General features: G+C 61.1%; 16 protein-coding genes. 4 read left to right on the top strand and 12 right to left on the bottom strand.

Annotation, left to right across the window (positions count from 1 at the left end):
- Positions 1-127: 127 nt before the first annotated feature.
- Entirely contained in the window at positions 128-1,060 is a 933-nt protein-coding gene (locus BLT26_RS15905; protein WP_091517069.1) for an outer membrane protein assembly factor BamD, read from the top strand.
- Between the two features lie 83 nt (positions 1,061-1,143).
- Here the strand turns inward: BLT26_RS15905 and BLT26_RS15900 are convergent, their stop codons facing one another.
- Positions 1,144-2,772 carry an NAD+ synthase gene (locus BLT26_RS15900; protein ID WP_091517065.1) on the bottom strand — a complete coding sequence of 543 codons (1,629 nt, stop codon included), beginning with the start codon at positions 2,770-2,772 and terminating at the stop codon, positions 1,144-1,146.
- Positions 2,773-2,875: 103 nt separating this feature from the next.
- Here BLT26_RS15900 and BLT26_RS15895 point away from each other — a divergent pair, with 103 nt between their 5' ends.
- Entirely contained in the window at positions 2,876-4,471 is a 1,596-nt protein-coding gene (locus BLT26_RS15895; RefSeq protein ID WP_091517063.1) for a sensor histidine kinase, read from the top strand.
- Between the two features lie 104 nt (positions 4,472-4,575).
- The gene (locus tag BLT26_RS15890; RefSeq protein WP_091517059.1) at positions 4,576-5,988 is read left to right on the top strand and encodes a sigma-54-dependent transcriptional regulator; all 1,413 of its coding nucleotides are present in this window, start codon (positions 4,576-4,578) and stop codon (positions 5,986-5,988) included.
- Positions 5,989-6,097: 109 nt separating this feature from the next.
- Here BLT26_RS15890 and BLT26_RS15885 read toward each other — a convergent pair whose 3' ends face one another.
- From BLT26_RS15885 to BLT26_RS15860, 6 genes are read right to left on the bottom strand one after another with little or no spacing between them, the layout of a single operon-like run.
- Complete coding sequence (locus BLT26_RS15885) at positions 6,098-6,526, bottom strand: type IV pilin protein (RefSeq protein WP_175453156.1); 429 nt, start codon at positions 6,524-6,526, stop codon at positions 6,098-6,100.
- Between the two features lie 12 nt (positions 6,527-6,538).
- Positions 6,539-10,045, bottom strand: coding sequence for a pilus assembly protein (locus BLT26_RS15880; RefSeq protein WP_091517055.1), 3,507 nt, complete (start codon positions 10,043-10,045; stop codon positions 6,539-6,541).
- 22 nt (positions 10,046-10,067) lie between these two features.
- Complete coding sequence (locus BLT26_RS15875) at positions 10,068-10,610, bottom strand: pilus assembly PilX family protein (RefSeq protein ID WP_091517052.1); 543 nt, start codon at positions 10,608-10,610, stop codon at positions 10,068-10,070.
- Between the two features lie 16 nt (positions 10,611-10,626).
- A complete protein-coding gene (locus BLT26_RS15870; protein WP_091517104.1) occupies positions 10,627-11,688 on the bottom strand; it encodes a PilW family protein in 1,062 nt (353 codons plus the stop codon).
- Positions 11,689-11,702: 14 nt separating this feature from the next.
- Positions 11,703-12,140 carry a type IV pilus modification protein PilV gene (pilV, locus tag BLT26_RS15865; protein WP_091517101.1) on the bottom strand — a complete coding sequence of 146 codons (438 nt, stop codon included), beginning with the start codon at positions 12,138-12,140 and terminating at the stop codon, positions 11,703-11,705.
- Between the two features lie 10 nt (positions 12,141-12,150).
- On the bottom strand, positions 12,151-12,714 hold the full coding sequence (locus BLT26_RS15860) for a GspH/FimT family pseudopilin (RefSeq protein ID WP_091517098.1): 564 nt from the start codon (positions 12,712-12,714) through the stop codon (positions 12,151-12,153).
- A 214-nt stretch (positions 12,715-12,928) separates the two neighbouring features.
- On the opposite strand from BLT26_RS15860, the gene BLT26_RS15855 reads away from it, so the two are divergent.
- Positions 12,929-13,423: a GspH/FimT family pseudopilin gene (locus BLT26_RS15855; protein WP_091517048.1), complete on the top strand. Its 495-nt coding sequence runs from the start codon at positions 12,929-12,931 to the stop codon at positions 13,421-13,423.
- Positions 13,424-13,501: 78 nt separating this feature from the next.
- On the opposite strand, the gene ispH is transcribed toward BLT26_RS15855, so the two are convergent.
- The 5 genes from ispH to ribF all read right to left on the bottom strand — a co-directional run bounded on the left by ispH (position 13,502) and on the right by ribF (position 19,347).
- On the bottom strand, positions 13,502-14,437 hold the full coding sequence (gene ispH / locus BLT26_RS15850; protein WP_091517045.1) for a 4-hydroxy-3-methylbut-2-enyl diphosphate reductase: 936 nt from the start codon (positions 14,435-14,437) through the stop codon (positions 13,502-13,504).
- The gene (locus tag BLT26_RS15845) at positions 14,437-14,877 is read right to left on the bottom strand and encodes an FKBP-type peptidyl-prolyl cis-trans isomerase (RefSeq protein WP_091517042.1); all 441 of its coding nucleotides are present in this window, start codon (positions 14,875-14,877) and stop codon (positions 14,437-14,439) included. The genes ispH and BLT26_RS15845 overlap by 1 nt, the downstream gene beginning before the upstream one ends.
- Positions 14,874-15,446 (bottom strand): signal peptidase II, encoded by a 573-nt coding sequence (gene lspA, locus BLT26_RS15840; RefSeq protein WP_091517038.1) that lies wholly within the window; start codon positions 15,444-15,446, stop codon positions 14,874-14,876. Before lspA ends, BLT26_RS15845 begins: the two co-directional genes overlap by 4 nt.
- Complete coding sequence (gene ileS / locus BLT26_RS15835) at positions 15,439-18,243, bottom strand: isoleucine--tRNA ligase (protein WP_091517033.1); 2,805 nt, start codon at positions 18,241-18,243, stop codon at positions 15,439-15,441. The genes lspA and ileS overlap by 8 nt, the downstream gene beginning before the upstream one ends.
- Before the next feature lie 105 nt (positions 18,244-18,348).
- On the bottom strand, positions 18,349-19,347 hold the full coding sequence (gene ribF / locus BLT26_RS15830) for a bifunctional riboflavin kinase/FAD synthetase (protein ID WP_091517028.1): 999 nt from the start codon (positions 19,345-19,347) through the stop codon (positions 18,349-18,351).
- Positions 19,348-19,409: the final 62 nt, after the last annotated feature.

The raw sequence follows: 19,409 nt of genomic DNA, 5'->3' as shown, positions 1-19,409 counted from the left end.
GTGGTTAAATGTCGGCCCGCCACTTTCACAAGAAGGTGGCCAGTGTACCGCACCGCCCGCCCAACTGCGGAGCAGGGGCGGAACAAATGCAAGAAGGTAGAGTGTAATAATGATAGAGCGAGGGGCTATGCAGGCCTGGAAAACGCTGTGGCTGGCGGCATTGGCCGCGATACTTGTCGCATGCGCCAGCACCGACGAAGAGGAAGAAGGCCTACCGTCAGGCAGTCGCACAGAGCAGACGTTCTATGAATCCGCCCAGCGCCAGCTCCGGTCGAGCCAGTGGGACCTGGCGATCAAGAACCTCAGGGCGCTGGAAGACAACTTCCCCTTTGGCAGCTATGCCGAGCAGGCGCAGCTGGAGCTGATCTACGCCTATTACCGGAATTATGAAAACGATGCCGCAATCGCCGCGGCCGACCGGTTCATTCGCCTCCACCCGCAGCATCGCAATGTCGACTATGCGTATTATATGAAGGGGCTGGCCTCCTTCACCGAGGGGACAGGCCTGTTCGAGCGCTTCCTGCCCACCGACATGACCCGCCGCGACCCGGGCTCGGCACGGGAGTCATTCGCCTACTTCTCCCAGCTCATGGCCCGCTACCCGGAAAGCCGCTACGCCCCGGATGCGCAGAAACGCATGATCCACCTGCGCAACCTCCTGGCGCGCTATGAGATCCATGTGGCGAACTACTACTTCAAGCGCGGTGCCTACCTGGCCGCCGCCAACCGCGGGCGTTACGTGGTGGAAAACTTCCAGCAGACCCCGGCGGTACCCGATGCCCTCGCGGTGATGGTCCAGGGTTATCACCTGCTGGGCATGGAGGATCTCCAGAATGATGCTCTGGCCGTGCTGCGCACCAATTACCCGCACCATCCGGCCCTTCGCAAGAACGGCAACTTCGATTACGACTACTACAAAGGGGCCCGCGGCAACAGCATCCTGCACCGCCTGACCCTGGGCCTTTTCGAGAAGTCTGACCCCCGCGGCTTTGACAGCCGGGAGCTGTACAATGCCGAATTTCGCGATGAAGAGGCGCCGCTGCCGCCCGAGCTTCTCTGAGCCAGGCCACGCCGGGATAACCAAAATGAAAAAGGCGCCGCACGGCGCCTTTTTTCTATTTGCCCGATCCCGGCTGGGGGGCATTACTCCCCGGCTTTCCACCCGTTGGTAATCGGGTAGCGACGGTCGCGCCCGAACCCTCGCTCTGAAATACGCACTCCCACTGCGGCCTGGCGACGCTTGTACTCATTGCGGTCCACCAGCCGCACTACTCGCTCCACCATTTCCGCGTCGAATCCCCGCGCGATAATGTCCGCGGCGCTGTAATCCCGCTCAACATACAGATTCAGAACCTCATCCAGAACCTCGTATGGGGGGAGACTGTCCGAATCCACCTGGTCCGGTGCCAGCTCCGCACTGGGTGGCCGCGTTATGACCGACTCGGGGATGACTTCGGACACACTGTTGCGATATCGCGCCAGCTCGAATACCAGCGTTTTGGGGACGTCTTTCAGGGCGCTGTAGCCGCCTACCATATCCCCGTAGAGGGTGGCGTAACCTACCGCCATCTCACTCTTGTTGCCCGTGGTCAGCACCATGGCTCCCTTCTTGTTGGAGATCGCCATCAGTATCACCCCGCGTGAGCGCGCCTGCAGGTTCTCCTCGGTGGTATCGCGCCCGGTATCGGCGAACTCGTCGGCCAGCGCGTCCATGAAGGCGTCGAAGATGGGCTCGATGCTGATTACCCGGTAGTGGATTCCCAGCCGCTCCGCCTGGTCGGCCGCATCGTTCTTGCTGAGCTCCGACGTATAGCGGAACGGCATCATCACCGCCTCTACACGTTCCTTGCCCAGTGCATCCACGGCGATGGCCAGCGTCAGGGCGGAATCTATCCCCCCTGAAAGACCCAGCACTACACCATTGAACCCATTCTTATTGACATAGTCGCGAACCCCGAGCACCAGCGCCTGGTAAACGGCTCCCAGATCGGACTCGGCCGGCACCAGCTCCCCCTTTGCGAGGCTGACGCCGTCATCCTGGGCACTCACCTGTACCGATAACAGGTGCTCGACGAATTCCGGCGCACGGGCACACAGCTTGCCCTGGGCATCTATCGCGAATGAGCCCCCATCGAAAACCAGCTCATCCTGGCCCCCGATCGAGTTTACGTAAACAATCGGCATGCGCCCGGCACGCGCCTGGTTGCCCAGCAGCTCCAGGCGCTCCTGGGCCTTGCCACGATGGAACGGCGAGGCATTGATGTTGAGCATCAGCCTGGCGCCGGCCGCCGCGGCCTGGGCCACCGGCTCCGGGTGCCAGATGTCCTCGCAGACGGTAATGGCAGTGGGGATACCCTTGATATCGACGACACAGGGCTGGTCACCCGGAACGAAATAACGCATCTCGTCGAATACCTGGTAGTTCGGCAGTTTCTGTTTGGCGTACTCCGCCACCAGTTCGCCGTCCACGATCAGCCCGGCCATGTTAAAGACCTTGCCCGCCACTACCCGTGGATAACCGACGAGGACTGCACAGGGAAGCCCTGCCGCCTGCAGCTGAGTCAGGGCTGCGTCGACCCGCCTGCCCATGCTGGGCCGCAGCAACAGGTCTTCCGGGGGATAGCCGCACAGGGTCAACTCGGGGAACACCACCAGTTCGGCACCTTTCTCGCGATGGGCGCGCTGCGCGACATCGATAACCTGGGCGGTGTTGCCGGGAATATCGCCCACCAGGGAATTGATTTGTGCCAGCACTAGCTGCAAAGTAGACATCTTATTACCTCTGTCCAGAGAAGCGGCGATTATAACGCTTTACTGCGAGTGTACCCTGCCCTGGTCAGCACCGCAGCGCCACACCAGCAAGAGATCACCGACAGTGACCACAGCAGTGACATCCCCACGCAGGCAGGCCTTCCAGTACCATGAGCTGCTCCGGGTTTACGGCTGGTACCGGGTGGCGATTGCCCTGGTGCTGCTGGGTCTGTTCACCTCCGAACTGGGCCAGGGCGCGCTCGGCAATACCGCTCCCGGCCTGTTCCTCAATACCGTCATCGCCTATACAGCCCTGAATGTCGGCTGGCTGCTCCACCTGCATGCCACCGGCTACCAGGTCAGGGTCGGCCAACTGTCCCTTATGCTCGGTGCTGACATCCCGGCCTTTCTCGCCATGATCCATGCCAGTGGCGGACTGAACTCCGGGCTCGGATATCTGCTGCTGATCAGCTGTGCAGCCGGATCGCTGCTGCTCGAGCGACGTCTGGGCGCCTTCTTCGCCGCGGTAGCCAGCACCGCAGTCATAGCACAACAGGTGTATGGGCTCATCGCGGGAACCGCTGATTCCCGGGATATCGTCTCTGCGGGCAGCCTGGGGATCCTGCTGTTTGGCGTGGTCAGCGGGCTACAGTACCTGTCGGGGCTGCTCCGTGTTGCCACCTGGCGTGCCGACCAGCAGAGCCGGCAGGCCGCCCACCTGCAGCGGCTCGCCCAGCAGATCATCGAGCGCATGCGTACCGGGGTTGTAGTCTTGAACGATGCGCACCAGACCGAGCTGGTCAATCAGGCCGCACAGCAGATGACCGGAAGGCAAGTGCAGCCCGGAAGCCGGCTATACGAGGCGCTGCTCTCTGCACTGCGCAACTGGAAAAAGGACCCCAATTGCAATGGCCACCTGATGCGACTCGAGGATGGTAATGAACTCAGGGTCAGCTTTGCCAGCCTGCATCGGGAACAGGGCAATAACACCCTGGTTTTCATCGAGGACAACCGCAAGCTCACGCAGGCCGCGCAAAAGCTCAAGCTGGCCTCACTCGGCCATCTCACCGGCTCCATCGCCCATGAGGTGCGCAATCCCCTTGGTGCGATCAGCCACGCTGCCCAGCTACTGAGCGAGTCCACATCGCTGGGCCAGGAAGATCGCCACCTGGCTGAGATCATCTGCCGTCACAGTGACCGGGTGAACCAGATTGTCGAGAATGTCATGCTGCTGTCGCGTCGACAGGCACCGCAGCCACAGTTGCACGAGCTGGGCTGCTGGATCGAGCAATTTGTAGCCGAATACCGTATCGGCGCCCCGGCAGGTACGGTTATCAGCCTGGAACTGCCCGAAACGCCGCTCCACGCCCGCTTTGATGGGGCTCAGCTGCTCCAGGTGCTCACCAACCTGTGCAACAACGCCCTGAGCCACTCGGAAATGGCCACAGGCGTGCCGGAATTCGAGCTGTACGCCCATCGACATCCCGAGCGCGATACAGCTGTGCTCGACGTGGTGGATCTGGGTCCCGGAGTGCCCGAAGAGTACCGCGAAAAGATTTTCGAGCCCTTCTTCACCACTGGCCAAGGTGGCAGTGGACTCGGTCTCTATATTGCGCGGGAGTTGTGCGAGTCCAACCAGGCCAGCCTCTCCCACTGCCGCGATACCAGCGGCCGCAGCTGCTTCCGCATTGAATTCGCCCACGCCAACCGCGTTCTCTGAGGATCAGGTGCCACGGGCATTCACCATTGACGCATGCCGACTTTAATCTGGCATAATCGTTAAGCAATCACCGTTCCCACAGCAACAATAACAAGCGCATTCCTATGCAACCTCTTGCACTGGTCGTCGACGATGAGCCAGACATCTGCGACCTGCTGACAATGACGCTCCGCCGGATGGCGGTCACCAGCCACGTGGCCGGCAGCCTGGACGAGGCTTACCGACTGCTGCGCCAGCACCGTTACGACTTCTGCCTCACGGATATGCGCCTCCCGGATGGTGACGGATTGGAGCTGGTCCGCTACCTGCAGGAGGAAAATTCACGTCCGAGCGAATTGCCAATTGCCGTGATCACCGCCCATGGCAACATGGATAGCGCGATCGATGCCCTCAAGATGGGTGCCTTCGACTTTGTCAGCAAGCCGGTCAACCTCGAGCGGCTGCGCCGGCTGGTAGAGCTGGCGCTTCGCCTTCGCCAGCAAGAGAGGGTACCGGACCAGGATGGCAGTGACCGACTGCTGGGACAGGCGCCCGCAATGCAACGCTTACGGGAGCAAATCGCCAAGGTCGCGCGCAGCGACGCTCCGATCTATATCAGCGGTGAGTCGGGCTCCGGCAAGGAACTGACCGCGCGCTCCATCCATGCACAGGGCGCGCGAGCCGACAAGCCATTTGTTGCCATCAACTGTGGTGCCATTCCCACCGAACTGATGGAAAGCGAGTTTTTTGGACACCGGAAAGGAAGCTTTACCGGCGCCCACAAGGACAAGGCGGGCCTGTTCCAGAGTGCGGCAGGCGGCACCCTGTTTCTCGACGAGGTTGCCGACCTGCCGCTGGACATGCAGGTCAAGCTCTTGCGGGCGATTCAGGAGAAGTGTGTACGGCCGATAGGAGCGAGCGATGAAATCCTTATTGACGTGCGGGTTCTCAGTGCGACTCACAAAGACCTTGCGGCAGAAGTCGCGGCCGGGCGCTTTCGCAGCGATCTGTACTACCGCATCAATGTCATCGAACTGGCGGTCCCGCCATTGCGCGAACGCGCCGAGGACATTCCATTACTGGCTGACACTATCATGCGCCGAATAGCGCTGCATGCCGGCGTCGCCCCTCCCATCCTCACGAGCGGGGCGCTGGATACCCTGCGAAATTACTCCTTCCCCGGCAATGTACGACAGCTCGAGAACATATTGGAGCGGGCCTTCACCCTCAGCGATCGGCGTGAAATACGGGCGGAAGACCTGTCCCTCGAGCAGGAGATGGCTAAACCGGCAGAAGTCCGGTATAGCTCTCCCTCGCTGGCGCCGGGGACCGGCCAGGACCAGCAGTATCCGTATCCGGGGCAATTCGATCCGGGCCGCTACCAGTCCCTTGACCAATTCCTCCAGGCCATCGAAAGTCAGGCGATCTCTTCTGTTCTTGCGGAGACTCGCTGGAACAGGACTGCAGCGGCACAAAAGCTGGGTATCAGCTTCCGCTCACTGCGCTACCGGCTCAAGAAACTCGGGCTGGAAGACTAGCACCAGTCCACAAGAGGGGGGATACCCGGCCACCGGGCCGGTCAGCCGTTCATTACCCGGCGCTGCACAGGGACTTCCCGACTTTCTGCCCAGGCTCACGCCGCCCCGACTACCAGCAGTTCGCAGAATCCGAGCCAGTGGCGCCCCGTAAACCTGTTTCATCCAGCGTGAAGCTCGTGCACTTCGCGTCGCCGGCCTGGGTCGTGCCGGCCACCGGCGTGGCGGTAAGGTCGTAGGTAGTAGCAGCCAGGACGCCGGCTACCGTATACATGCCCTCAGCCGAAGTAATGGTATTCCCGCCCGTTACGGCACCGGCAGCCGTGCAGTTGCCGTCGTCGTAGGCACTGTAGGCCGTGTAGCAACGCTGCAGCCGCTGCGCGACATCATTCAGCATCGCCTTGGCATCAGCGCGATTACTCTTCCGCACAGACTCTATATAGGAGGGGTAGGCGATGGCGCCAATGATTCCGATGATGGCGACCACGATCATCAGTTCGATCAGGGTAAAGCCGGATTCAGTTCTTCTAATGGTCTTCATAATTGCCTCAAATTAACGCAGCTGGCGCCAGGACATGCGCCCTACCGAGGTCGACGGCAACTCACCGCCATGCGAGCCGCCCTCCCCTTTCGTATTGGTATACGGGATATAAGCCTTCTCACCCGCGCGAATAAACTCGGAATAACTTATGACCGCATAATCCTCGACCTTGCCCGACTCGCCAAAAATGGAGTGCCCCTGGAACTTGTCGCCCACCGCGATCGCCTCCATGCGCCAGCCGCTGGCCCCGTAGGAGCAGGGATCTTCCGAGGTGATCAGGGTGGGGAAAATCAGCCGGTCGTACTGTAGCAGCGGTTTGCTGATGACCCGTTCGCCCGTAACGGCGCCCTCGCCTGGTGTCAGATCCATGTACCAACCCTTCTTGGTGGCCCACCAGTCGGTATTGGCATCGTTGGTGATCGAACGTGTATCCCCGCTTTCTACAATAACCTTTTGCAGCAGCTCGGACCGATCAGTGGTGGTAATTTCCTCACCCTGATCTGCAATGGCATAGAAGCTATTGATTATGGAACCCGCCTGATTATCAGCGCTGGTCAGATAACTGCCCGTGCCAAAATAGACCATGACAGCGTTTTCCATCTTACCGTTGATGCCGAGTGTCGGTGTCGAAGTAATCGGCTGGACTGCACCGCTCGGGTCCCGGGCGATAAACAGCGGATAGCGGTCCTGCCCCTGCGTATAAGCCAGTCCCCAGTTGTTGCCCTCGAGATCGAACTTCCACATATTGCCGTACAGGTCGCCGGCGTAGGCCGAGGTTACTTCCCCGCTAGCGTCGGTGAGCAGAGCCGGCCCGGCCAAGCCATTAGCGGTGATGGTTTCTTCGGTCTCGATAGTCTCGATGTTGCTCGGATCGGCGAGGTCGACAACCACAAGTCGCGCCTGGCCACTGGTGGAGTTATAGCCATTGCCAAAAATGATTTTCCAGCCAGCACTCGTGGGCGCCACCAGCGGCTGCCCCATGACGTTGCCGATATAGTCGTTGGTGCCATCGAGCTCAAACAGCACACTCGGGGCGGCCGGATTGGTGACATCCAGGACAAAGAGTCCCTTGCCGCCGGCGCCATAGGTTCCAACGAGCACATTCACCCACTCATCGGTCCCGTCGCCATTTTTATCGAAAAAGGCATCCCCCACAAACAAAGGCCCATCGACGATGTACTCATGTGGATTTTCCGAAGTGCCGTAATCAAGTTGCGTCAGCTCTTTCAGCTTGGGGTAGGCCCCGGCGGGCACATAGGCGAAGAGCTCATTACCATTGCTCGCATCAATTGCATGTAGCATACCGTCATTGGCACTGACATAAAGCACTTCAGTCCGTGTTTTCTTTGCACTCGTATAGTACGCACTGTACGCGAGCCCGCCCAGCGCCTCTGACAGCCGTTCGAACCTGTAGTCCTTGCGCCCGGCGAACACCGGGCTCGCGTTGACGACATCACCGAGCAGCACCGAGCGCGTGCGCATCCCGTCGACGGCGTTCCCCCGAACCCAGTTGAGCCGCTGCTCTCCGACAGTGGCATTATCATCGCCAATCAGGGCTGCCTTCTGTAACGCAGTCAGGTTGGCCCACTGGAAATCGACTGTTGTCGAGCCGTTAAAGGTAATTACCTTGCGGTTGGTCGGTGAGATTTTCCCCGCATCCGATGTGCTCCACTTAACGGAGGTACTAAGTGTGCCGTCCGGCAGCATCGGGATGGCCTGAACTTCCCCGCTCCAGTCACCGGTCCTGAACAATGCCTGGTAGATAACTGTATCCGTGCCAAGGCGCGTGGAGTTCGCTGCTACCGAGGAAGCAGAACCGGTCTGGCGGTCGGAAATTTCTTCCAGAATATCCGCCAGCCCACTGGCGAATGCCTCGGAATTGGCAGCATTGAAGAAACCGCCGCGGCCGTTAACCGCAGCGTGCAGCAAGTCGTCGAGCTTGGCGGAATCCCCGCCCGTTCTCGGATTGGGCCAGTCCACGGTGGCCTGCGAGCCGATAGCGGCAAAGGCGTCCTCGGCGTTGATACTCCCGGTGACGCCATAGCCGACGCCGAAGGTCACCATATGCTGCCAGGTAGCCTTGTCGATCTCGTTGGTCTGGACACTGTTTGCCAGCGTTTCGTGCAGGTCATTTTCATAGTAATGCATGGCGATATCGCCGAGCGTATTACTGTACGCATCGCTGAATGGCGCCCCGTCGGTGCCATCGGCGTTGCCGATGGCATTATCCGCATAATCGTCGTAGTCGCTGCCGTAACCGTCAGTCATCAGGATGGTATAGCTGGCCCTGCAGGCGAGCTGGGAATCATCGCTACCCGGTCCCGGAAGCTTACTCCAGGGTCCCTTGTTATCCTCACGGCTGTAGTATTGCCCCGCGTTGTCGAGTGCTGCGAGCAACGGGGTACCGGCCTTGGGCACGTCGCGGTCGTAGAGATTGTCGAAGAAGTTTACGCGGTTGCTGCCACTGAAGGTGCGCACGCCACTGACAATCGTCTCGGTCGAGACGGAGTCGATATTCTCGGCGCCCTTATTCAGGGTGCCGAATCCCACTCGCATTCCCTCGCCCTGTGCGGCAAAGGCGCGGCCTACGCCGGCGCGCGCAAGCAGGAGCCGCGAGCGGTAGTAGCTGTACCAGTTGGCGAAGTTCTGGATTTCCTCCTGGTAGGTACAGGCCGTCGAATCGGCACAGTCTGTGCGCGCGGGCCCACCGGCGTAAGTCGTGCCGTTGTTCCGGATTTCCACCCGGGTATAGCTGGAAGCCAGTTTTACATCACCAGTACCTTTGTACTTGAAATAGGTAGCCGGATAAAAAGTCAGGCTCTTTGCCCTGGACCCGTCCTCACAGAGCTCCCAACCGTTCGTACCGTCATTGTCATAGGTTTCCGTGAAGGCTGTTGCCGTGTCCTTGATCCAGCAGGCGGTCTGGGTATTGTCCACCGTCAGGTTGCGGTAGCCTTTGCTCGTGATTGCGGGGTTGTGGTAGGCCTGGGTTGCAGTGGCATTGTCCCAGTAAGTGCCGTCCTCCTTGACCCACGGGCGGTAGCGCACCGTAGGATCATAATAGGTAGCATTATTGTGCGCGGAACGGAAGTAGGCTGCCCAGCGATTGTCGGCATCAAAGTGCGGCATCAGGTTGCCATACAGGAGATCACTGTCGGTAAGGTTTTGCTCCCAGTAGTCGCAACTACCGGAACCACTGCTTTCATAGATACAGTAATCCAGAGTGCCGCCATTCTCCGAGGTAAGCGCACTGTTGGGATACATATAGTAAACCGCACGGAAGGGGCGCTGGTCGGTGTAACTACCCACGAAGAGATCCACATTCTCCGCCGGTGTGACCTCGAAATGCATTGAGCCCGAGTCATCGAGGATAAACATGACGTTGGGGTCCGCACCGGTACGCAGGAATAGAGGTGTCTGCGACAGGCTCAGTGACATCGCACTGTGTGCCGTGCACAGGCTGAGCAGTGCCGCGGACAGTACGAGCCCGAATTTTGCCTTTCTTATTCTGCCAAACATATCGTGCTATCTCCCGCCCGTATCAACGCTTGAAAGTAGACTGGACTATGACTACGGAATTATTGGTACCACCCACACCCCGACTTGTGACCCGGTAGTAGATAATATCTTCGGACTTTAAGCTGCTGGCGAAATCGATACCACTACCGTCAGCGCCAGCATTGACGATGGTGCTGCTAACTTCCTCGATCACAAAGCGCGGCTGCTCAGCCACCCGGTCCAAGCCCATTTGGGTAAGCACCGATCCGGCCGCCCAGTTGTAAGTGCTCCAGAAGCCGGTGGCCTTCGAACCATTAATATCCTGGGCATAACCGACCTGCGAGCCGTCAAAGGCCGGCAGGGTCGCGCCGTTCAGGACCTGTTCCGCAGCGCGCAAGCCTGCTTCCGCTGACTGGAAGGCCAGGTTGCGATCGCGCATATTGCCCGCCATGAGTTCCTGCATGCCACTGCCGCGCATGGCAGCCAGGCCGATCAGGGTCATCAGCAACAGCATGACCAGGCCAACCAGCAGGGTGGCGCCACGCTGTCCGTGTAAACCTGAAGTTATCATCGTATTGGCTTGCATGGAGAACTCCTTTGGCTCAGGGCAGGCGGCTGCGAATGCCGACAGTACTGTTAAACACCTGGCGCAGCCGGCGGTCACCGGGGTTATTCACCGTGGTGCCGTTAAAGGTGTAGGCCTGGGCCTCCTGCAGCACATTGTCATCGGTGCTGGACACCAGCAGCTCTACACGTACGCTCAACACAGAATCCCAGTCGTTCGCGGTATTGAGCACGGCAGCGGTGACATAACTATCCGGGATGCTGTCGCCAGTGGTATCGCGCCCGTAAGTCAGTTGCATGTCCTCGACGCCCTCAAGCAATTCCAGCGGGTCCTGGGTGCCCACCCGCTGCCAGAGACTCGGGCGACCCGAAGTGCCATCAGCCACGTAGTAGCTCGTGGTCTGGATCTTGATGATCTGGGAGTCCGGGCCAAACTGCTCGGACGGATCACCGGAGGCACCGCCCCAGGAGCTGATCGCATTACCCGGCTCGAAGGTTCCTCCCGACGCGTTGCCGGAATGCACCACGTTGATGGAGATACCGCCGGTATCCTGTAAATTCGTCGCCTGGAAAATACGCGCTTTCATACAGTCCGCGACGACCAGGACATCACCGATGCAGAGGCCGCTCAGGCTCGGCTCACCGGCGCCGCAACCGTTCGGATCTGTACCGGTATCCTGGGCAAACAGCTGGGAACTGTCATTGTTCTGAGTGACACCAACACCCAGCCCGTTGGCGCTGCGCACGACAAGGATATCGGTCCCGATCCTGGCTGCCGGATAACCGGTGACTGCGCTCGCATAGTTGTCGAGTCCCTGAATACCCACATCGAAGCTGTATGCGAGGGCATTGGAGTTATTGAGGGTGTTGGTAAAGTTGAGATTCCGGCTCATGCAGCCCATATAGCCGGCCATGCGGATATCCCGGGACATGAACTCCATCGCCAGGCGGCCGGTCTCCTGGACCCGCGAGATGGCTTGTTGGGTGGTGAACGTCGCACGGCTGGAAAGGAACAGCTGCACCACACCTGTCATCAGGATGAGCCCTACGGTAATTGAGACCATCAGCTCGACAAGTGATATACCCCGCTGGTTACGCATAGCTGGACTCCCCCCTAGATCCGCGTGGAATATTGGAAGCGGCTCGCCTCCGTATCACCGTCAACGCCGACGCCATCCCGCTCCGCCCATTGGATGGTCACGGTACAGATCCGGGTTACGGCACTGCATTCAATCCCGCCGCTGCCCTCCGGCAACGCCGCTGCAAGGCTTTCCCGCCATTCACGCAAGTCGGTTGGCGCCAGCCCGGTGGCCGTCGGCGCATCATCGGTCGCGGCAAGGCTGTAGCTGGTGAGGTTTGCCCGATTAATTCGGGCCCTATCAAGAATGTCATAGGCCAGGATATTGGCCTGTGAACGCAGGTAGGCACTGTGGTTATACTGCAGCGAACGATTCTGCAAGGCCGCCAGCCCCAGGAGGGAGGTCGACAGGATCAGGACCGTTACCATTACCTCGATCAATCCCGCCCCGCGCTGAAAGGATATTGCGTTCATACTCCCCTCCCTAGCAGGCGCTGCGCGCCACATTAATCAAGCCTGCAGGGCCGATGGTAATTGTGCGTGCGGCATTGCCCGTGCAACCGCTCACGCTCGAAGTGACGGTCACCTGGTTAGCACGTCCGAGCGTGCCCAGCCGGGTATAGCGAACGAAGTTGGTGGCGGCGGTTTGGGTCACTGCGATCGCCGCGTCGCCCCCGGGCGCTTCCCAGCGCCGCAGTACCGCATTCACAACCGGCGTGGTCGCGATGTCAGTAGCGGCAGAATCGGTAAAGACTATCCAGCCCTGGCTCCAGGTCCCGGCCGCCGAACAGGTGGCGCCGTCACTGCTCGCACAGATCGAGACACGGTCGCCGCGCTTAACTGCTTCGCTGCGAGCATAATTGAACGCGCCGGCGAGCTCCTCACCAACAGCAGCTGATCGATTATTGTTGATCATGGAAGTAAAACTCGGCCCTGCAATACTGACGAGAATCGCGAGTACTGCGATGGTCACCATCAACTCGATCAGGGTGAAGCCCCGCTGCTCCCGTGCCATAACCGGGACTTTTCTCGCCTGGATGCACAGCATTATTTCTTATCCTTCCACGGCCAGCGCAGGCTGGCTTGTTTCACGTGTTCTCCCCCGCCAGAGCGGTAGATGCACAATCGATGCGGGGGTATAGTCGTCCGAAGCTTACCTAAACCGCCTCCTCAGGAACTAGAGGCATCCGACAGGCGGGCATAGAACCGGAGTGAGCGGTCGATGCTCTGATACTTTTCAGGGGGACCCAGGGAGGGGAATCATGTTGCAGCGTGGGATTACGCTGCTCGAGCTACTGGTCACGCTAGCGATACTGTCAATATTGCTTGCCCTCGGTGCGCCGGGATTTTCACGGCAGGTGCAGCAGACACGGGTAAGCGCGACGACGGAAGAACTGCAGTCTGCCATACAGTTGGCCCGCGCAACCGCCCTGTCCCGCAACCAGCGGGTGACGCTGCGAAGTCGCGGCAGCTGGGAAGCGGGATGGGAGGCATTTGCAGATATCAATAGTAACGGGCTGCGTGACGGTGCTGAGCTGCTGATATTCAGCGGACCCGCGCTGGAGTCGGTCAGCATCAGCTGGAACGACCCGGCCGGCAGCTATGTATCATTTATTGGCACCGGCGTGAGCCGCCGCGTGAACGGCGCGCTGCAGATGGGCACCTTCAGGATATGTCCGACCGAAGGCACTGGCGGCCGCGCCCTGACACTGGCACCAAGCGGGCGCCTGCGCTCGAGCAGGCTGGATGACTGTTAGCCGCCCTGTTCTCGCCGCCCATCATCAGCGTTACGCTACGGGCGTGTGGCAAGCGGGGCTATTCCTGCACGTTGGAGGTTAACGCAGCTCCCTGGGAAGGGAGAAACTGATGTTTTCCTCCCGCCCGCTCATCTCCTGCGGCAATTTCGCGCCCAGCTCCTGCAGCCGTGTTACCACGCCCTGCACCAGCACCTCGGGCGCCGATGCCCCGGCGGTAATGCCGATACGCTGCTTGCCCTCGATCCAGGCGGGATCGATATCCCCCGCGCCGTCCACCAGCTTGGCGGATGCGCCACAGCGCTCGGCCAGCTCCCGCAGGCGGTTGGAGTTGGAGCTGTTGGGGCTGCCAACTACCAGCACCAGGTCGCTCTCCAGCGCCAGCTGCCGGACGGCGTCCTGGCGGTTCTGGGTGGCATAACAGATGTCGTCCTTGCGCGGACCGCGGATTTCGGGGAATCGCACACGCAGGGCATCGATGACCTTGGCGGTGTCGTCCATGGACAGGGTCGTCTGGGTGACGAAACTCAGGTTGCTCTCGTCTTTCACCTGCAGGCGCGCCACGTCCTCTTCATCCTCGACCAGGTAGATGGCACCGCCGCCGCTGGTGTCATACTGGCCCATGGTGCCTTCCACTTCCGGGTGGCCGTTGTGGCCGATCAGGATGCACTCGCTGCCGTCGCGACTGAACTTGCTCACCTCCATGTGCACCTTGGTCACCAGCGGGCAGGTAGCGTCGAAGACCCTGAGGCCGCGCTGCTCCGCCTCGTGCTGCACCGCCCTGGAGACCCCGTGGGCACTGAAAATGACGATCACATCGTCGGGCACCTCGGACAATTCATCCACGAACACAGCGCCGCGCTCACGCAGGGTGTCGACCACGAACTTGTTGTGCACCACTTCGTGGCGCACGTAGATGGGAGCCCCGAACACGTCGAGGGCACGATTGACGATGTCGATGGCCCGGTCCACACCGGCACAGAAGCCGCGCGGATTGGCAAGGCGTATTTCAGTCATCAGTTCACCGATGCCACTTCAATGATTTTCACATGGAAGGTCAGGGTCTGCCCCGCCAGGGGATGATTGAAATCCACTTCCACCTCTTCGTCACCAACTTCCCGGATCACGCCGGGCAGTTCCCCGCTGCCGTTATCGAAGGACACCACCAGCCCGGGCTCCAGCTCAATGTCCGGGGAGAAGTGGTCCCGGCGCACTTTCTGGATATTGGCGGGGTTGCGCTGGCCAAAACCAGCCTCCGGCGGGATCTCGATTTCCGCCTCATCGCCGGCCTCCAGGCCGAACAGCGCTTTTTCGAAACCCGGCAGCAGGCTGCCGTCGCCGACCGAAAAAGAAGCGGGATCGCCCTTGAAAGTGGAATCCACTTCCGTGCCGTCATCCAGCTTCAGGCTAAAGTGCAGGGTGACGCGGCTGTGCTCGCCGATTACATTGTTACTCATGACTTCTGGGTTTCCGCGCTCTTCTTTGCGTCTTTACCGGGGTGGCCGGCCACTTGCTCGCCGTTTTCGTCGCTATCACTGAAGAACAGCAGCTCGATCACCAGCATGGCGGCACCGACACTGATTGCCATGTCGGCCACATTGAACACAGGGAAGCTCCAGGTGTTGTAGTAAACGGAAATAAAGTCCCGCACATAGCCCAACACCATCCGGTCCCAGAGATTGCCCAGCGCCCCGCCGAGGATCAGTCCGAGGGCGAAGGGCTCCCAGCGCTTGCTGGCAGGAAGCCGCCACAACCAGACGATCACCATAATACTGAAGCCTACCGCCACCACGCCGAAAAACCAGCGCTGCCAGCCGCCCGCATCGGCGAGAAAGCTGAACGCCGCACCGTAATTCTCCGCGTAAGTGAACTGGAGCAGGCCGGGAATGATCTGGAAGGGCGGCCCCGCCCGGAATTCGCCCACGGCCCAGACCTTGGTGGCAATATCCATCGCGATCACTGCCAGGGCCAGCCAGTACCAGCGCCAGGGATGGCCGGTGAGCTTATGCCCCGCGAACTTAGGCATAGTGACGCTCCTCACCGGCACCTTCCACATTCTCCACGCAGCGCCCGCAGATCTCCGGATGCCGGGGATCTGCACCCACGTCAGCGCGGTAGTGCCAGCAGCGCGCGCACTTCGGGTGCTCCACCTTGCGCACGTCGACCTTCAATCCCTCGAGTTCCGTCTCGTGGGCGCCGGCGGCGTCACTCAGGCGCTGCACCGAGGTGGAGGAACAGATCAGCACGAAACGCAGCTCGTCCTGCAGTTCCAGCAGCTTCTCGCGCAGCCCGTTGTCGGCGTAAAGGGTCACCGCTGCCTGCAGCGAGCCACCGATATTGCCCGTCCCGCGTTGCTCCTCGAGCACCTTGTTGACCGCCGTCTTCACCCGGGCAATGTCCGCCCAGTAATCCGCGCCCATCGCGGCATCCGCCGGCAGTTTCGGCAGCGGGTACCACTCCTCGGTGAACACGGTGTCGCCGCGCTCGCCCGGGATAAACTGCCACAGCTCGTCGGCGGTGAAACTCAGGATCGGGGCAATCCAGCGCACGAAGGCCTGGACGATATGGTAGAGCGCCGTCTGCGCCGAGCGGCGGGCGACACTATCTGCCCTGGTGGTGTACTGGCGATCCTTGATGATATCCAGGTAGAAACCGCCCATTTCCACCACGCAGAAGTTGTGCAGCTTCTGGTAGATCTGGTGGAACTGGTACTTGTCATAGGCCATGACGATCTCGTCCTGCAATCGCTCCGCCTTGTCCAGCGCCCAGCGGTCCAGCGCCAGCAGGTCTTCGGCCGGCAGCAGGTCATTTTCCGGGTTGAACCCAGCCAGGTTGGACAGGAAGAAACGCGCGGTATTGCGCAGGCGGCGGTAGGAGTCCGCGGTGCGCTTGAGGATCTCGTCGGAGACCGCCATCTCGCCGCTGAAATCCGTCGCTGCCACCCACAGTCGCAGCACATCGGCGCCGAGCTTGTTGATCACGTCCTGCGGCGCCACCGTGTTGCCGATGGACTTGGACATCTTGCGGCCCTGGGCGTCGACGGTGAAACCGTGGGTCAGTACCTGGCGGTAGGGCGCGCAGTCGTTGATGGCGATCGACGTCTTCAGGGACGACTGGAACCAGCCGCGGTGCTGGTCCGACCCTTCCAGGTATAGATCCGCAGGGAAGCGCAGGCCGTCGCGTCGCGCCAGCACCGCGAAATGGGTAACACCCGAGTCGAACCATACATCCAGGGTGTCAGTCACCTTCTGGTAGTGCGCGGCATCGTCACCGAGAAGCTCGGCCGGATCCAGCTCGAACCATACGTCCATCCCCTCCGCGTCCACGCGCTCCGCGACCTTTTCCATCAGCGCCGGGGTGTCCGGGTGAATCTCGTGGGTCTCCTTATGGACAAACAACGCGATGGGCACACCCCAGGTGCGCTGGCGGGAGATACACCAGTCCGGGCTGGCATCCAGCATCGCATCGATGCGCGCCTTGCCCCAGCCGGGGATCCACTCCACCGCGTCGGCGGCCTTCTGCGCATGGTCCAGCAGGTCGTTCTGTTGCATGCTGATAAACCACTGCGGAGTGGCGCGGTAGATCAGCGGCGTCTTGGTGCGCCAGCAGTGCGGATAGCTGTGGACCAGCTTGTCCTGGTGCAGCAGTACGCCCTTTTCCTTCAGCAGGTCGACGATTTTCTCGTCCACCTTGTAGACGTGGTCGCCAGCGAAGATGGGTACACTCTCGCGGAAGACGCCGTTGTCGTCCACGTAGTTCAGGGTTTCGATCCCGTAGTGCTTGCCCACCAGGAAATCGTCCGGGCCATGGTCCGGGGCGGTGTGTACGCAGCCGGTACCCGCGTCGGTGGTGACATGGTCTCCCAGCACGAGGGGCAGTTCCTTGTCGTAGAAGGGGTGCCTGACCTTCAGGTGCTCCAGGGCCGCGCCGCGGATATGCCCGACGACCTCGCCCTCGAGCCCCGCGCGACCGAGCACCGCATCTTTCAGGTCCTCGGCCACCAGCAGGCGGCGCTCGCCAACCTGCACCACCACGTACTCCAGCTCGGCATTGACCGACACCGCCTGGGAGGACGGCAGGGTCCAGGGGGTGGTGGTCCAGATCACCACCGACAGCGGGCCATCGCCGCCGTGGCCACCGGCGGCATCGGCGATCGCCAGTGCCGTCTCTTCGGTGACCGGGTAGCACACGTCGATGGAAAACGAGGTCTTGTCCTGGTACTCGACTTCGGCCTCGGCCAGGGCCGAGCCGCCCACCACGCTCCAGTAGACCGGCTTGAAGCCACGCGCCAGGTGGCCGTTTTTCACGATGCGGCCGAGGGCGCGGATGATATCGCCCTCGAACTGGTAATCCATGGTCCGGTAGGGGTTGTCCCACTCACCGAACACCCCCAGGCGGATGAAGTCTTTCTTCTGCCCCTCGACCTGTTTCGCGGCGTAATCACGGCATTTCTGCCGGAAAGTCTTGTGATCCACCTTGGCGCCGGCCTTGCCGACCTTCTTCTCCACCCGGTGCTCGATGGGCAGCCCGTGGCAGTCCCAGCCGGGCACATAGGGGGCATCGAAGCCGCTCAGGGTCTTCGACTTGACGATGATGTCCTTGAGGATCTTGTTGACCGAGTGGCCGATATGGATATCGCCATTGGCATAGGGCGGGCCGTCGTGCAGGATGAACTGCTCGCGCCCGGCGCGGGCCGCGCGGATCTTTTCGTAGAGCTTGCCCTCCTGCCACTTTTTGAGGGTTTGGGGCTCCCGCTGCGGCAGGTTGCCGCGCATGGGGAAATCCGTTGCCGGCAGGTTCAGAGTCGCTTTGTAATCGGTCATCGGGTATCTACTTCGGCTCCAGCCTTGAAAGTCGGTTGTATTGCGGTGGCGACAGCGCCACGGCCAGTGCCCATACCAGGGCAAATGGGCATATTGCAGCCCCTGTTATTCCAGCCCGCGGGGGTGCTCGGCAAACCAGGCGCGGGCATCGAGGATGTCCCGGGCTATCTGTTGTCGCAGCGCCTCCAGCGACTCGAATTTCTCCTCATCGCGCAACTTGTGGCAGAACTCCACTGCCAGCTCACGGCCATAGAGATCTCCCTCGAAATCGAACAGGTTGACCTCCAGCAGCGGCTGCGCGCCCTCGCCCTCCACGGTCGGGCGAAAGCCCACGTTGGCCACCCCGTCCAGGCGCCTGCGCCCGGGGGCGAGCTCGCCGCCATCGGTGGCAGACACCCGCACGGTGTAAACGCCCACTAACGGAGAGCGATACCGGTGCAGGCGCACATTGGCCGTCGGCGCCCCCAGCTGGCGCCCCAGCGCCCGCCCCCGCGCGACGCGCCCGGTGATCCGGTAGGGCTTGCCCAGCAAGGACTCGGCCAGGGCAAAATCCCCCTCCTGCAGCGCGCCACGGATGCGAGTGCTGCTGACCCGCTCCCCCTCGATCTCGAGTGTCGCGGTGTCTTCCACCGAGAACCCGTGCAGGGCGCCGGCCTGTTGCAGCAGCCTGTAATCGCCACTGCGATCACAGCCGAAGCGGAAATCATCGCCCACCACCAGGTGATCGATACCCAGGCCATCCACAAGAATACGCCGGATAAACGCTTCCGCGCTGAGACTGCGCAGTCGCTCGTTGAACTGCAGGCACAGGACCCGGTCCACACCGGCATCGAACAGTGCCAGCACCTTTTCCTTGAAGCGCATCAGCCGAGCCGGGGCCCTCTCACCGGAAAAGAACTCGTGCGGCTGCGGCTCGAAGATGATGGCCACCGACGGCAGGTTTCGCTCGCGCGCGCGCTGGCGCAGCTGCGCGATGATCGCCTGGTGCCCGCGGTGCACACCATCGAAAGACCCGATGGTGGCCACACAGCCCCGGTGGCGGGGAAGCAGGTTGTGCAACCCGCGGATCAGTTCGCGCTCGGCGGCCAATGCTCCACTCTCCATGGTCACAAAATCGAGCGCCGCAGTATACCGGATTCGCGGGGGCCGGTCAGTGGGCGCGGACG

Origin of the sequence: Microbulbifer yueqingensis (assembly GCF_900100355.1) — a bacterium.
Taxonomy (GTDB): Bacteria; Pseudomonadota; Gammaproteobacteria; order Pseudomonadales; family Cellvibrionaceae; genus Microbulbifer; species Microbulbifer yueqingensis.
Note: the sequence above shows the minus strand (reverse complement) of the source record. Positions and strands in the feature narration are given on the sequence as shown.